This window comes from Roseateles sp. P5_E1, assembly GCF_054049335.1.
Genome location: NZ_JBFUMN010000089.1, coordinates 1 through 13234 on the forward strand (window position 1 = coordinate 1; position 13234 = coordinate 13234).

11 protein-coding genes and 2 pseudogenes are annotated in these 13234 nt (G+C 67.1%); 9 read left to right on the forward strand and 4 right to left on the reverse strand.

The window, feature by feature from the left end:
• Both ACXJKJ_RS29030 and smc read right to left on the reverse strand, forming a co-directional pair.
• Window positions 1-473: pseudogene (locus ACXJKJ_RS29030) on the reverse strand (cell division protein FtsZ); the annotation flags it as partial.
• On the reverse strand, window positions 470-3985 hold the full coding sequence (gene smc / locus ACXJKJ_RS29035; RefSeq protein WP_457394591.1) for a chromosome segregation protein SMC: 3516 nt from the start codon (window positions 3983-3985) through the stop codon (window positions 470-472). The pseudogene ACXJKJ_RS29030 and the gene smc, both read right to left, overlap by 4 nt.
• A gap of 158 nt (window positions 3986-4143) precedes the next feature.
• Here smc and queF point away from each other — a divergent pair, with 158 nt between their 5' ends.
• Window positions 4144-4584, forward strand: coding sequence for a preQ(1) synthase (gene queF / locus ACXJKJ_RS29040; RefSeq protein WP_457394611.1), 441 nt, complete (start codon window positions 4144-4146; stop codon window positions 4582-4584).
• On the opposite strand, the gene ACXJKJ_RS29045 is transcribed toward queF, so the two are convergent.
• The gene (locus ACXJKJ_RS29045; protein WP_457394594.1) at window positions 4585-5367 is read right to left on the reverse strand and encodes a substrate-binding periplasmic protein; all 783 of its coding nucleotides are present in this window, start codon (window positions 5365-5367) and stop codon (window positions 4585-4587) included.
• Window positions 5368-5414: 47 nt separating this feature from the next.
• On the opposite strand from ACXJKJ_RS29045, the gene dapC reads away from it, so the two are divergent.
• From dapC to ACXJKJ_RS29070, 5 genes are all read left to right on the forward strand, one after another.
• A complete protein-coding gene (dapC, locus tag ACXJKJ_RS29050) occupies window positions 5415-6620 on the forward strand; it encodes a succinyldiaminopimelate transaminase (protein ID WP_056202159.1) in 1206 nt (401 codons plus the stop codon).
• Window positions 6617-7441: a 2,3,4,5-tetrahydropyridine-2,6-dicarboxylate N-succinyltransferase gene (dapD, locus tag ACXJKJ_RS29055; protein WP_457394597.1), complete on the forward strand. Its 825-nt coding sequence runs from the start codon at window positions 6617-6619 to the stop codon at window positions 7439-7441. Before dapC ends, dapD begins: the two co-directional genes overlap by 4 nt.
• A gap of 2 nt (window positions 7442-7443) precedes the next feature.
• Window positions 7444-8613, forward strand: a complete 1170-nt coding sequence (locus tag ACXJKJ_RS29060) for a PilT/PilU family type 4a pilus ATPase (RefSeq protein WP_235532062.1) — start codon at window positions 7444-7446, stop codon at window positions 8611-8613.
• Window positions 8610-9470: a 50S ribosomal protein L3 N(5)-glutamine methyltransferase gene (prmB, locus tag ACXJKJ_RS29065; protein ID WP_457394600.1), complete on the forward strand. Its 861-nt coding sequence runs from the start codon at window positions 8610-8612 to the stop codon at window positions 9468-9470. The genes ACXJKJ_RS29060 and prmB overlap by 4 nt, the downstream gene beginning before the upstream one ends.
• Before the next feature lie 76 nt (window positions 9471-9546).
• Window positions 9547-11481 carry an ATP-binding cassette domain-containing protein gene (locus ACXJKJ_RS29070; protein WP_457394603.1) on the forward strand — a complete coding sequence of 645 codons (1935 nt, stop codon included), beginning with the start codon at window positions 9547-9549 and terminating at the stop codon, window positions 11479-11481.
• On the opposite strand, the gene ACXJKJ_RS29075 is transcribed toward ACXJKJ_RS29070, so the two are convergent.
• Window positions 11478-11840: a DUF1304 domain-containing protein gene (locus ACXJKJ_RS29075; protein ID WP_457394605.1), complete on the reverse strand. Its 363-nt coding sequence runs from the start codon at window positions 11838-11840 to the stop codon at window positions 11478-11480. The genes ACXJKJ_RS29070 and ACXJKJ_RS29075 overlap by 4 nt on opposite strands.
• 115 nt (window positions 11841-11955) lie before the next feature.
• Between ACXJKJ_RS29075 and ACXJKJ_RS29080 the strand changes: the two genes are divergently transcribed.
• The 3 genes and pseudogenes from ACXJKJ_RS29080 to ACXJKJ_RS29090 form a co-directional block, all read left to right on the forward strand.
• Window positions 11956-12459, forward strand: coding sequence for a MarR family winged helix-turn-helix transcriptional regulator (locus ACXJKJ_RS29080; RefSeq protein WP_457394608.1), 504 nt, complete (start codon window positions 11956-11958; stop codon window positions 12457-12459).
• Window positions 12460-12490: 31 nt separating this feature from the next.
• Window positions 12491-12925: an organic hydroperoxide resistance protein gene (locus ACXJKJ_RS29085; RefSeq protein WP_457352769.1), complete on the forward strand. Its 435-nt coding sequence runs from the start codon at window positions 12491-12493 to the stop codon at window positions 12923-12925.
• An 81-nt stretch (window positions 12926-13006) separates the two neighbouring features.
• Window positions 13007-13234 (forward strand): annotated as a pseudogene (locus ACXJKJ_RS29090) (esterase-like activity of phytase family protein); the annotation flags it as partial.

The following is a 13234-nucleotide window of genomic DNA, read 5'->3' on the forward strand; positions in this document are numbered from 1 at the left end:
GAGTACTCGATCTCGTTGAGGGCGCCGCTGCGGTTGGCCATCTTCAGCCCGGCCTGGAATTCGCTGTAGCGCTGGCCGGGCGCGGGCAGTTCCCAGTCGCCGGTTGCGGCATTCAGACCTTCGATTTGCAGCGGCTTGGTGCCGGCGCGGCGACTGCCGGGCTGGTGCTGGAGGGCCATTTCGCCAGAGATGGGAGCCTCGACGGTGATGGTCGCGATGGCGTCAATCAGCGCGTCGATCCGCGCCGACGGCCGGCGCAGCGGGCGGGCCACGGCGGGCAGCGTCGCTTCCAGCGCCTCGGCCTCGGCAGTCGCCTCCGCCGTCACGGGCGGCGCGTCGAAATGCGGCTCCTCCAACGACGGCACGGCGCGCTTCGGCCCCGCCTTGCGGGCGGCCCAGGCGCCCTGGGCGATGACGCCGATCAGCACCACGCCACCCGTGATGGCCAGAAGTTCGGTCAACGAAACGTTCATGCCGCCTCCGCCATCGCCAGGGCTTTGTCCATGTCGACGGCCACGATGCGCGACACACCCTGCTCCTGCATGGTCACGCCAATCAGTTGTTCAGCCATTTCCATCGCAATCTTGTTGTGCGAGATGAAGAGGAATTGCGTGCCCGCACTCATCTTGGTGACGAGGCGCGCATAACGCTCGGTGTTGGCGTCGTCCAGCGGTGCGTCCACTTCGTCCAGCAGGCAGAAGGGCGCCGGGTTGAGCTGGAAGATCGCGAACACCAGCGCGATGGCCGTCAGCGCCTTTTCGCCGCCCGACAGCAGGTGAATGGTGCTGTTCTTCTTGCCCGGCGGCTGGGCCAGGACCTGCACGCCGGCGTCCAGGATCTCGTCGCCCGTCATGACGAGGCGCGCCTCGCCGCCACCGAACAGTTCGGGGAACATGCGGCCGAAGTGGTCGTTGACCTGGTTGAAGGTCGAGCCCAGCAGGTCGCGCGTCTCGAGGTCGATCTTGTGGATCGCGTCTTCCAGCGTCTTGATGGCCGAGTTCAGGTCGGCGCACTGCGAGTCGAGGAAGGTCTTGCGCTCGCGGGCCGTGGTCAGCTCGTCGAGTGCGGCGAGGTTGACGGCACCCAGGGCCGCGATCTCGCGGTTGATGCGATCAATCTCGCCCTGAAGGCCGTAGAGCTTGACGGCGCCGTCTTCGATGGACTTGGCCAGCAGGTCCAGGTCGACGGCCGCCGCTTCGAGTTGCTCGCGGTACTGCGCACCGCCGAGCTGGGCGGCCTGCTCCTCGAGCTGCAGCTTGGTGATGGCCTCGCGCAGCGGGTCCAGGCTGCGCTCGAAACCCATACGCTGCTCGTCGGCCTTGCGCAGGCGCAGGCTCAGGTCGTCGTAGTTGGCACGCACGGCGGCCAAGGCCTGCTCGCGTTCGACCTTCACGGCCAGCGCGTCCTGCAGCCCGGCTTGCGCCGCGGCGTCGTTCAGCGTGTCCAACTCGCCCTGCAGGCTGGCAGCCGAGGTCGCGACGGTGGCGATCTGCGCCTCTGCAGTTTCGATGCCACGCTGCAGCTCGCCGCGGCGTGCAGCCAGCGTCTGGGTTGCGAAGCGCGCCTCCTGAGAGCGGCGCTCCAGCGCGCGCAATTGCTCGCGCGCATCAGCCAGCCTGCGCTCGGCGGCGATGGTGCCGTCTTCGAGCTCCGCGTGGCGCTGCTGCGCGTCGCCGAGCTGGATGTCCAACTCCTCGAAGCGGGCCTCGCCGACGGCGCGGCGCTCCTGCAGGCCTTCCTGCTGGGCGGCGATCTCGGCCAACTCGGCATCCAGCACGCTGCGGCGCTGCTGGCTGGCTTCGGCCTGTTGGGAGAGGCGCAGCAGCTCGACGTGGATCTGGTGGGCGCGGGTCTGCGCCTCACTGGCCTCGCGGCGCAGCGTCGTCAACCGTCCATTGGCGTCGTTGAACTGGTGCTCGATGCGGCTCAGCGACAGGCGAGCCTCGTCGGCGATCAGGTTCTGGGCGCGCTGGGCCGTCGTCAGCTGCTCGATCTCCTGGGCGCGGGCCAGCAGGCCGGCCTGCTCGGAGTCGGGCGCATAGAAGGTGACTGAGAACTGACCGACCGCATGGCCGGCCGGCGTCAGGATCAGCTCGCCGTGCGTCAGCTTGCCGCGCGCGGCAAGCGCCTCGTCGAGCGTCGGCGCGGTGTAGACGCCTTCCAGCCAGTCATTCAGCAGCGCGGACAGGCCCGCGTCGTTCAGGCGCAGCAACTCGCTGAGCTTGGGCAGCGTCTCGTGCGTGTTGGCGATGGAGCCGCTCGGCGTCGAATAAAAAGCCAGGCGAGCTGGCGGCGAGTCGGCTTCGAAGGCGCGCACCGTGTCCAGCCGGCCGACGCTCAAGGCGCCCATGCGCTCGCGCAGCGCGGACTCCAGCGCGTTCTCCCAGCCTTGGGCGATATGCAGCTTGGTCCACAGGCCTTGCAGGCCATCCAGCCCATGCTTGGCCAGCCAGGGCTTGAGTTTGCCCTCAGTCTGGACCTTTTCCTGCAGCGCCTTCAGCGCTTCGAGCCGAGCGGTCAGTTCGGACTGCCGGGCGAGCTGGGCGTTGGTGTCCTGCTGGGCGTTGCGGCGCTGCTCTTCGAGTTGCGGCACCTGCTCGGCCAATTCCTGCAGGCGAGCGTCGGACAGATCGCGCGCCTCGTCGGCTGCAGCACTGCGTTCGCGCAGGGCTTCCAGGGCTTCGTGATCGGGAGCACCCAGTGCGCGCGACTCGGCCGTCAGCTTGTCCTCGCGCTGGCGCAGCGCCCTCGCCTGCTCGTCCACGCTGCGGCTCTCGGCGGCCAGCACCTGGATCTGCTGCTGCACCTGGGCGACCAGGGCACGCTGCTCGTTGGCTCGGGCCTGGGCCGCACGCACGGCGTCCTCGCTCTGCGGCAGCTGGGCCTGCTGCTCCTCGGCCTGGGCGGCCAGGATCTCGCTCTGTTCGTCGGCGCCGGCAATCTGCTCGGCAATGCCTTCCAGCTCGGCCTTGGCCTGTTCGACGCGCTCGCGCCACTGGCCGTCCTGCGTGTGCAACTCGGCCAGGCGGGCTTGCGCGCGGTTGCGGCTTTCGACGACAAAGCGGATGCGCTCTTCCAGCCGGCTCACTTCGAGCTGGGCGTCGGCGTAGCGGCCTTGTGACGCGTGCAACTCGTCGCCCGCCGCGTAGTGGGCCTGGCGAACTTCTTCCAGCGTGGCCTCGACGGCGCGCAGCTCGGCAGTGCGCGACTCCAGCGCATTCAGCGCCTCGGCGTGTGCCGCCTTGACGCGCGTCGCCTCGTTGCCGGCGTCGCGCAGTTTCAGAAACCACAGCTGGTGCAGCTTCAGCGTGCCGCTGTCCTGCAGGCTGCGATAGCTCGCCGCGACCTCGGCCTGACGTTCCAGCTTCTCCAGATTCGCGTTCAGCTCGCGCAGGATGTCGTCGACGCGGGTCAGGTTCTCGCGGGTGTCCTTGAGACGGTTCTCGGTCTCGCGGCGGCGTTCCTTGTACTTGGACACGCCGGCCGCTTCTTCCAGGAACAGGCGCAGCTCTTCCGGCTTGCTCTCGATGATGCGCGAGATGGTGCCCTGGCCGATGATGGCGTAGGCGCGCGGCCCCAGGCCGGTGCCCAGGAAGACGTCCTGCACGTCGCGGCGGCGCACCGGCTGGTTGTTGATGAAGTAGCTGCTGGTGCCGTCACGCGTCAGCACGCGCTTGACGGCGATCTCGGTGAACTGGTTCCACGGGCCGCCGGCGCGGGCGGATTGGTTGTCGAACACCAGCTCCACGCTGGAGCGCCCCGCGGGCTTGCGGTTGCCCGAGCCGTTGAAGATGACGTCCTGCATGGACTCGCCACGCAGCTCGCTCGCCTTGCTCTCGCCCAGCACCCAGCGCACCGCATCCATGATGTTGGACTTGCCGCAGCCGTTGGGCCCGACGACGCCGACGAGTTGCCCAGGCAACTGGAAGGTCGTGGGTTCAGCAAAGGATTTGAAGCCGGCCAGCTTGATCGAATTCAGCCGCATGAAGCTCGCGCGTAAGCCCTTGATTTGGCTAAAGAAAAGCGCCTTCAATGGGCGCTTCGACGGGGTCGGATGATAGCATTCGCACCCTCTCTGATTGACCCTGCATCATGGCTACCAAGAAGTCCGCCTCCGCCCCCGCCGCCAAGAAGAAACCCAAGATGCGCGAGGTGCCCAAGAACCCGCCCACCAAGCCCAGCAAGGACATCCTGGTCTTTCCGAATCCGAACCCGGAACGCGACTACGTCATCCAGTTCCAGGTGCCCGAGTTCACCTGCCACTGCCCGCTGACCGGCCAGCCCGATTTCGCCCACTTCACGATCGACATGATTGCGGACGAACTCTGCGTGGAGCTCAAGAGCCTGAAGATGTACTTCTGGAGCTACCGCAACGAGGGCGCCTTCCACGAGAAGGTCACCAACACCATCCTCGACGACATCATCAAGGTCACCGACCCGCGTTTCATCCGCATCACGGCCAAGTGGTATGTGCGCGGCGGCATCTACACCAATGTCGTGGCCGAGCACCGCAAGCCCGGCTGGGCGCCAGCGCCCCGCGTGGACCTGCCGGCCCATGGGTTTGAGTCGGGGATGCTGGGCTGATCAGCGTTTCATGATGGGGTTGCGCCGCCACGCGTCCTGGTTGTCATCGACGATGCGGCCGGCGTTCAAGGTGGACAGATAGCGCTTGAGCATGGCATCGAACTCCTGCAGCCGCCCCAGGCAGGCGCTTCGGCGTGACCAGCCCACATAGTTCAGCGCCTCGGCCACATGGGGCTTGAGCGCAACGTACTTGCCCTCGTTGCCGCTGGTGATCAGATGGGACAGCGCCGGGTAATGTGGCGAAATGAAGTAGTCGATGCGGCCGGCGTCGAGCTTCAGGAAGTTCTCCTTGATGCCCGGCCCTGCCTCGACATTGAGATTGGCCTCGATGTACTCGTCCAGCCCGTCACCGAAGCGCGTGCCATGCGTGACGCCGCCGCGCAACCCGCGCAGGTCTTCGCGTTTGGTGAACTTCAGGTTTTGCCCGGCTCGCACAAACACCGACGAAGGGTTGGTGAAGATGGGCGTGTCGGCGAAGGCCAGGTATTGCTCGCGCTCGGCATTGCGCTTGAGTTCAGTGACGATATCCACCTCGCCGACGCGCGCGTTCTGCAGCACGCGCACGAACGGCCCGACATAGCGCAGTTCATAGGGCAGCTTGATCGCTTGCAGCACGGCCAGCACCACATCGACGCTGGCGCCCCGCAGCGTCTGGCCGTCATACCAGGCATAGGGCGGGTACTCGGGATCGGCCGTCACGACGACCTTCTGGCAGGCTGCCTGGCCCAGGGCTGCGCCATTTGCGGCAAGCAGCACGCAGATCAGCCAACAGCGTTTCGTCACATGCCTCCCCAGGCTGCAGATCACGGGCCGCGCCCTATCATGCCTGCATGAGTTTTCCCGTCAATCCGCGGCTCGACCGGCTGCACCCCTATCCTTTCGAGCGCCTGCGCGAGCTGACCGCCGGCATCACGCCCAATCCCGACCTCGCGCCCATCTCGCTGGGCATCGGCGAACCGCGCCATGCCGCGCCGGCCCTCATCGCGGAGGCCATCAGCAACTCGATGAAGAGCCTGGCGGGCTACCCGGCCACTGCCGGCACGCCGGCCCTGCGCGAGGCCATCGTTGGCTGGATCGCGCGTCGCTACGGTTTGACGCTGGACCCGGCCACGCAGGTTCTGCCCGTCAATGGCTCCCGCGAGGCGCTGTTTGCCATCGCCCAGACCGTCGTCGACTCGAGCCGACCCGGCGCCACCGTCGTCTGCCCCAATCCCTTCTATCAAATCTACGAAGGGGCCGCGTTGCTGGCCGGTGCCGAGGTGGCCTACGCCAATTCCGATCCGACGCGCAACTTCGCCGTCGACTGGCGCCAGATCGATGACGCGACCTGGGCGCGCACCCAGCTGCTCTATGTCTGCTCGCCCGGCAACCCCAGCGGCGCGGTGATGCCGCTGTCGGAATGGCAGGCCCTGTTCGAATTGAGCGATCGCCACGGCTTCGTCATCGCATCGGACGAGTGCTATTCGGAGATCTATTTCCGTGACGAGGCGCCCCTGGGAGGCCTTGAGGCCGCTGCCAGGCTGGGCCGCCCCGACTTCCGCAACCTGATCGCCTTCACGTCCCTGTCCAAGCGCTCCAACGTACCGGGCCTGCGCTCGGGTTTCGTGGCCGGCGACGCGGCCCTGCTCAAGAAGTTCCTGCTCTACCGCACCTATCACGGCAGCGCCATGAGCCCCATCGTGCAGGCCGCCAGCATCGCGGCCTGGGGCGACGAGGCCCATGTGGTCGAAAACCGGGCTCGCTACCGCCACAAGTTCGCCGAAGTCACGCCCCTGCTGGCTGACGTTCTGGACGTGGCCCTGCCCGATGCCGGCTTCTACCTCTGGGCGGCTGTTCCAGGCGGTAACGACGTGCGCTTCGCCCAGGAGCTGCTCGCTCAATACAATCTCGCCGTCCTGCCGGGCAGCCTGCTGGCGCGCGAAGCCAATGGCAGCAACCCTGGCGCCGGGCGTATCCGCCTGGCTCTCGTGGCCGACGAGGCCGAATGCCTCGAAGCCGCCCGCCGCATCGTCTCCTTCACGAAATCTCTCCCATGAACACCGCTGAACTGCAAAGCCTGATCGACCTCGCCTGGGACAACCGCGCGGCGCTGGACCCCACCAACGCGCCCGAGTTGCGCCAGGCCGTCGAGCACGTCATCGCCGAGCTGGATGCAGGCCGCCTGCGCGTGGCCACCCGCGAGAGCGTCGGCCAGTGGACGGTGCACCAGTGGGTCAAGAAGGCGGTCCTGCTGTCCTTCCGGCTGAACGACAACCGCATCATGGGCGACAAGGAGCTGACCTTCTTCGACAAGGTGCCCACCAAGTACGCGGGCTGGAGCGACGAGCAGCTGCGCGCCAGCGGCGTGCGCATCGTGCCCCCGGCCGTCGCGCGCCGCGGCAGTTTCCAGGCGAAGAATGTCGTTCTGATGCCCAGCTACGTGAACATCGGCGCCTACGTGGATGAAGGCGCCATGGTCGATACCTGGGCCACCGTCGGCTCCTGCGCGCAGATCGGCAAGAACGTGCACCTGAGCGGCGGCGTCGGCATCGGCGGCGTGCTGGAGCCGCTGCAGGCCAACCCGACCATCATCGAGGACAACTGCTTCATCGGCGCCCGCTCCGAGGTCGTCGAAGGCGTCATCGTCGAGGAGAACTCGGTGATCTCGATGGGCGTCTACATCGGCCAAAGCACGCCGATCTACGACCGCGCCACCGACACCGTCAGCTACGGCCGCATCCCGGCCGGCTCCGTCGTCATCTCGGGCAGCCTGCCCAAGGATGGCGGCCGCTACTCGCTGTACGCGGCCATCATCGTGAAGCGGGTCGACGCGCAAACGCGCTCCAAGACCAGCATCAACGAACTGCTGCGGGCCTGATCATGAGCAGCCCCGGCGCCGGCAACATGGAACGCATCCTGCGGCTGATGGCCGACAAGGGTGCTTCGGACTGCTATCTGTCAGCCAACATGCCGGTGCTGATCCGGATCAACGGCCAGACCGTGCAGCTGTCAGACCAGCTGCTGACGCCGCCCCAGCCGCGCCAGCTCATCGCCGAGGTCATCGACCCGGCATCGCTGGCCGAACTGGACAACACCGGCGAGCTGAACATGGCGGTGTCGGTGCGTGGCGTGGGGAGCTTCCGGTTGTCAGGCTTTCGCCAGCGCGGCTCGATCGCCGGTGTGTTCCGCCACATCCCGCACGACATCCCGACGCTGGAGAGCCTGCAGCTACCGGGCGTGCTGGGCACGATGATCAAGGAAAAGCGCGGCCTCATCCTGATGGTGGGCGCCACCGGCACCGGCAAGAGCACCACGCTGGCCTCCATGCTGGAGATGCGCAACCAGACGATGACCGGGCACATCCTCACCATCGAGGACCCGATCGAATACCTGTTCAGCAACAAGCGCTCGGTCGTCAACCAGCGCGAGATCGGCCGCGACACGGCGTCGCTGCAGATCGCGCTGAAGAACGCACTGCGTCAGGCGCCCGACTGCATCCTGATCGGTGAAATCCGCGACCGCGACACCATGACGGCGGCCATCAGCTATGCACTGTCGGGCCACCTGGTGCTCGCCACGCTGCACGGCAACAACACCTACCACGCGTTGAACCGCATCCTGTCCTTCTATACGCCCGAGTCCCGCCCGGCGTTGCTGAACGACCTGGCGGCAGGCCTCAAGGCCATCGTGTCGCAGCGCCTCGTGCGCGCCACGACGGGCGGGCGCGTGCCCGTCGTCGAGATCCTTTTCAACACCAAGCTGACGTCCGAGCTCATCGAGCAGGGCGATTTCGCCGGCGTGAAGGAGGCGATGGAAAAGTCCATCGCCGAGGGTTCGCAGACCTACGAAGAGCATTTCGCCAAGCTCATCACCGAAGGCACCATCACCCGAGAGGAAGGCCTGGCGTTCGCTGACTCGCCGACCAACCTGCTCTGGCGGCTGCAGAACGAAGCGCCGGGCCAACGCCTGGTCACGGCGCCGCGCAAAGAAGAAAAGGCCGGCGACGACGCCAGCTTTACAGAAATCACATTGGACGTCCGCGGCTCTTGAAACTGATCACCTGTATCGAAACCCAAGCCGCCCGCCTTGACCAGGCGGGCGTGTTTTTTGGCCATGGCACCTCGACCGCCTTTGACGAGGCCGCGTGGCTGGTGCTGTGGCGCCTGGGTCTGCCGCTGGAGGCGCTGGACGACCACGCCGAGCGTGAACTGAACCCGGCCGAACTGGCCAGCGTCAACGAACTCGTCGACCAACGCATCGAAACGCGCAAGCCCGCCGCCTACCTGACCGGCGAAGCCTGGCTGCAAGGCGTGCCCTTCACCATCGACGAGCGCGCCATCGTGCCGCGCAGCTTCATCGCCGAGCTGATTGCCGACGCCAGCATCGACCCCTGGCTGCACCCGAGCAGCCGCCGCGTGCTGGACCTGTGTACCGGCAACGGCAGCCTGGCGGTACTGGCGGCGATGGCCTGGCCCGACGTCGAGGTGGATGCGCTGGACATCGACATCAACGCCCTCGCCGTGGCCAAGCTGAACGTGGAGCGCCACAACCTGGCCCTGCGTGTGCGCCTGCTGCAAGGCGACGGCCTGGCCGGAGCGCAAGGACCCTACGACCTGATCCTCTGTAACCCGCCCTACGTCAACAGCCAGAGCATGGCCGCCCTGCCCGCCGAATACCGCGCCGAGCCCGAACTGGCGCTGGCCGGCGGCAGCGACGGCATGGATTTCATCCGCGAGCTGCTGCGCGCTGCGCCCGCGGCGTTGAACGACGACGGCGTGCTGGTACTCGAGATCGGCAACGAACGCGAGAATTTTGAGGCGGCCTTCCCGGCCCTGGAAGTCGTCTGGCTGGAAACCTCCGCGGGCGACGACCAGGTCCTCCTGGTCACGAAGGAGGCTCTCGCATGACAGCCCCCACGTTCGTTTCACTCACTGCCCCCCGAGGGGGCTTCGCCGCCTTTGGGGCGGCCCGGCAGGCGGCGACATGATCACACTTCGCGACATCACGCTGCGCCGCGGCGTCAAGGTGGTGCTGGACAACGCCTCCGCCACGCTGCAGCCCGGCGAAAAGATCGGCCTGGTCGGCCGCAACGGCGCGGGCAAATCCAGCCTGTTTGCGCTGCTGACGCACCGCCTGGGCAACGACAAGGGCGAGGTCGAGGTGCCCAAGCACTGGCGTCGTTCCGAGGTCGCCCAGAACATGCCCGAGACCGAGGACGGCGCGACCGACTACGTGCTCGAAGGCGACCTGCCGCTGGTTGCTGCCCGCGCCGCGCTAGAAGCCGCCGAAGCCGCCAACGACGGCCATGCGATGGCCGACGCCCACGCGCTGCTGGCCGACGTTGGCGCCTTCGACGCCCGCTCCCGCGCCCAGGCGCTGCTGATGGGCCTTGGCTTCAAGACCGAGCAGCTCGACGCTCCCGTCAACAGCTTCTCCGGCGGCTGGCGCATGCGCCTGCAGCTGGCCCGCGCGCTGATGTGCCCGGCCGAGCTGATGCTGCTGGACGAGCCCACCAACCACTTGGACCTGGACGCCCTGGTCTGGCTGGAAGCCTGGCTGCAGCGCTACGACGGCACGCTGATCATCATCAGCCATGACCGCGAATTCCTCGACGCGATCACCAAGGTCACGCTGCATCTGGACGAAGGCAAGCTGGTGCGCTACGGCGGCAACTACACCAGCTTCGAGACGCAGCGCGCCGAGCGCATGGTGCTGCAGCAGGCCGCCTTCTCCAAGCAGCAGGACCGCGTGGCCCACTTGCAGAAATTCATCGACCGCTTCAAGGCCAAGGCCAGCAAGGCCAAGCAGGCGCAGAGCCGCGTGAAGGCGCTGGAGCGCATGGAGCGGCTGGCGCCCGTGCTGGCGTCTGCCGACTTCAATTTCGAGTTCCGCGAGCCGCTGAATCTGCCCAACCCGATGCTGATGTTCGACGAGATGTCAGCCGGCTACGGCACGACCACGATCGTGCGCGACATCGACCGCTCGGTGCTGGCCGGACAGCGCATCGGCATCCTCGGCGCCAACGGCCAGGGCAAGTCGACGCTGGTGAAGACCATCGCCGGTACCCAGCCAGCGCTGGCGGGCAGGCTAACGCAGGGCAAGGGCCTGTCCATCGGTTACTTCGCCCAGCAGGAACTGGACGTGCTGCGCCTGGACGAAGGCCCGCTGGAGCACATGGTGCGGCTGGCTCGCGAGGTCGGCCCAGCCGGCCGCGAGCAGGAACTGCGCGACTTCCTCGGCCAGTTCCGCTTCACTGGCGACATGGTCAACCAGCAAGTCGGCAGCCTGTCTGGCGGCGAGAAGGCGCGGCTGGTGCTGGCCATGCTGGTGTGGCAACGCCCCAACCTGCTGCTGCTGGACGAACCCACCAACCACCTGGACCTGAACACCCGCGAGGCGCTGTCGATGGCGCTCAACGAGTTCGAGGGCACCGTCATGCTGGTCAGCCACGACCGCGCGCTGCTGCGCGAGGTCTGCGACGAGTTCTGGCTGGTGGCCGACGGCGTCGTCAAGCCTTTCGACGGTGACCTGGACGATTACCAGAAATGGCTGCTCGACCAAAGCAAGGAAGCCGCCCGTGCGGCCAAGAAGCAGTCGGCGGCAGCGCCGGCGCCAGTGGTCAAGGCTTCAGCTGCGCCTGCGCCTGCCGCGCGCGAGGACCGCAAGGTTTCGGGTCAGGCGCGCGCCAAGCTGGCCGACCAGACGCGGCCGCTGCGCAAGGAGATGGAGCAGATCGACAAGCGCATGCATGCTCTCGCCACTGAGCGCGCCGGCATCGAAGCCCAGCTCGCCGAAGGCGCTGCCGCCTCGGCCATTGCCGAGATGGGCAAGCGCCTGAAGGCGATCAGCGACCAGCTCGAAGCCGACGAGGCGCGTTGGCTGGAGCTGGGTGAGCAGATCGAGGCGCTGAACGCCTAGATCGCGAGCACCGCTGCCAGGGCAATCGCGCCTGGCAGCGCCTGCACGAAAAGGATCTTCTTCGAGGCCGTGGCCGCGCCGAACACGCCGGCCACGACGACGCAACCCAGGAAGAACACCAGCCAGGGCTTGCCCGCGCCTGCGGCGCCCTGCATCAGGCTCCAGGCCAGGCCTGCGGCGAGAAAGCCGTTGTAGAGGCCCTGGTTGGCCGCCAGTGCCTTGGTCTGCTCGGCGAAGTCCGCCTTCAGCCCGAAGGCCTTGCGGCCCAGCGGCTTGGTCCAGAAGAACATTTCCAGCACCAGGAAATACAGGTGCAGCAGCGCCACCAGCGCCGACAGCACGATTGCGACCATCTGCATCGTTTCTCCTCGTCTTTTGTGATTGGGGGTGGCGCATCGTCTCAGATCGCCCTAGCGTCCGGTGTCGCATGAAAGACCATTTAACTTGTGCGCAATTGAATTGCGAACTACATTAATGGCCATGGCACGCAGCAAGACCCCACCCCCCAACGCCGATCCCCGCGGCGAATGGCTGCAGCTGGACCGCCAGCTCTGCTTCGCGCTGTACAGCAGCTCGCTGGCCATGACCCGCATCTACAAGCCCCTGCTGGCGCCGCTGGGCCTGACCTATCCGCAGTACCTCGTCATGTTGGTGCTGTGGGAGGGCGGGGGCCTGAGCCATCACCTGAGTGTTGGGCAGCTCGGCCAACGCCTGTCGCTGGACTCGGGCACGCTGACGCCGCTGCTCAAGCGCCTGGAAGCCCTGGGCCACATCGAGCGCCGCCGCGCCAGCGACGATGAGCGCCGTGTCGACATCTTCCTGACGCCGCAGGGCCGCAAGCTGCGCGAGCAGGCACTGGACATCCCCGGCCACCTCGCCTGCGCCAGCGCCTGCGAACTGGACGAGGTCATCGCGCTGACGCAGCGGCTCACGCAATTGCGCCAGCAACTCAACCGGGCCGCCGACACGGCTGCCTGATTTCTTCCCCCACCACCCCAAAGGAGCCACCATGGCCATCGAAAAAGCCCTCTACACCGCCACCGCCACTGCCACCGGTGGCCGCGCCGGCACCGCCAAGTCGTCTGACGGCGCCATCGACGTGACGCTGTCCACGCCCAAGGAACTCGGCGGCGCCGGCGGCCCGGGCACCAACCCCGAGCAGCTGTTCGCGGCCGGCTATTCCGCCTGCTTCATTGGCGCCATGAAAGCCGTCGCCGGCAAGCAGAAGATCAGCCTGCCTGCCGAGGTCTCGATTACCAGCGACGTCGCCATCGGCCCACACGCCAACAAGCCCGGCGCCTTCGGCATCCAGGTCGACATGAAGATCTCCGTGCCCGGTATGGACCGCGCCGCCCTGGAGGCTCTGGTCAAGACCGCCCACGAGGTCTGCCCCTACTCGAACGCCACGCGCGGCAACGTCGACGTCTCGCTGACTGTCGTCTAACCGTCGTCTGAATGGGCGTCACGCCGGCGTCACGCGCGCCGGTCAGCATCGCGGGTTTTCCAATCACACCGGAGACCCGCGATGCGCCCCTTCCTGACCACCGCCATCGCCAGCGCCCTGCTGGCCCTCGCCGCTCCATCCCGCGCGGCCGAGCCGGTGCTGATCGGCATGGGCAACCTCAGCGGCTCGCTGAGCGACCTCTCCGGCCTGAACTACAACCTCGAGAGCGGCCTAGCCGCCAACCTGCTTGGCGGCATGGGCTCAGGCCTGGCCTGGGCCGGCGGCAACACCTTCCTGGCGCTGCCGGAC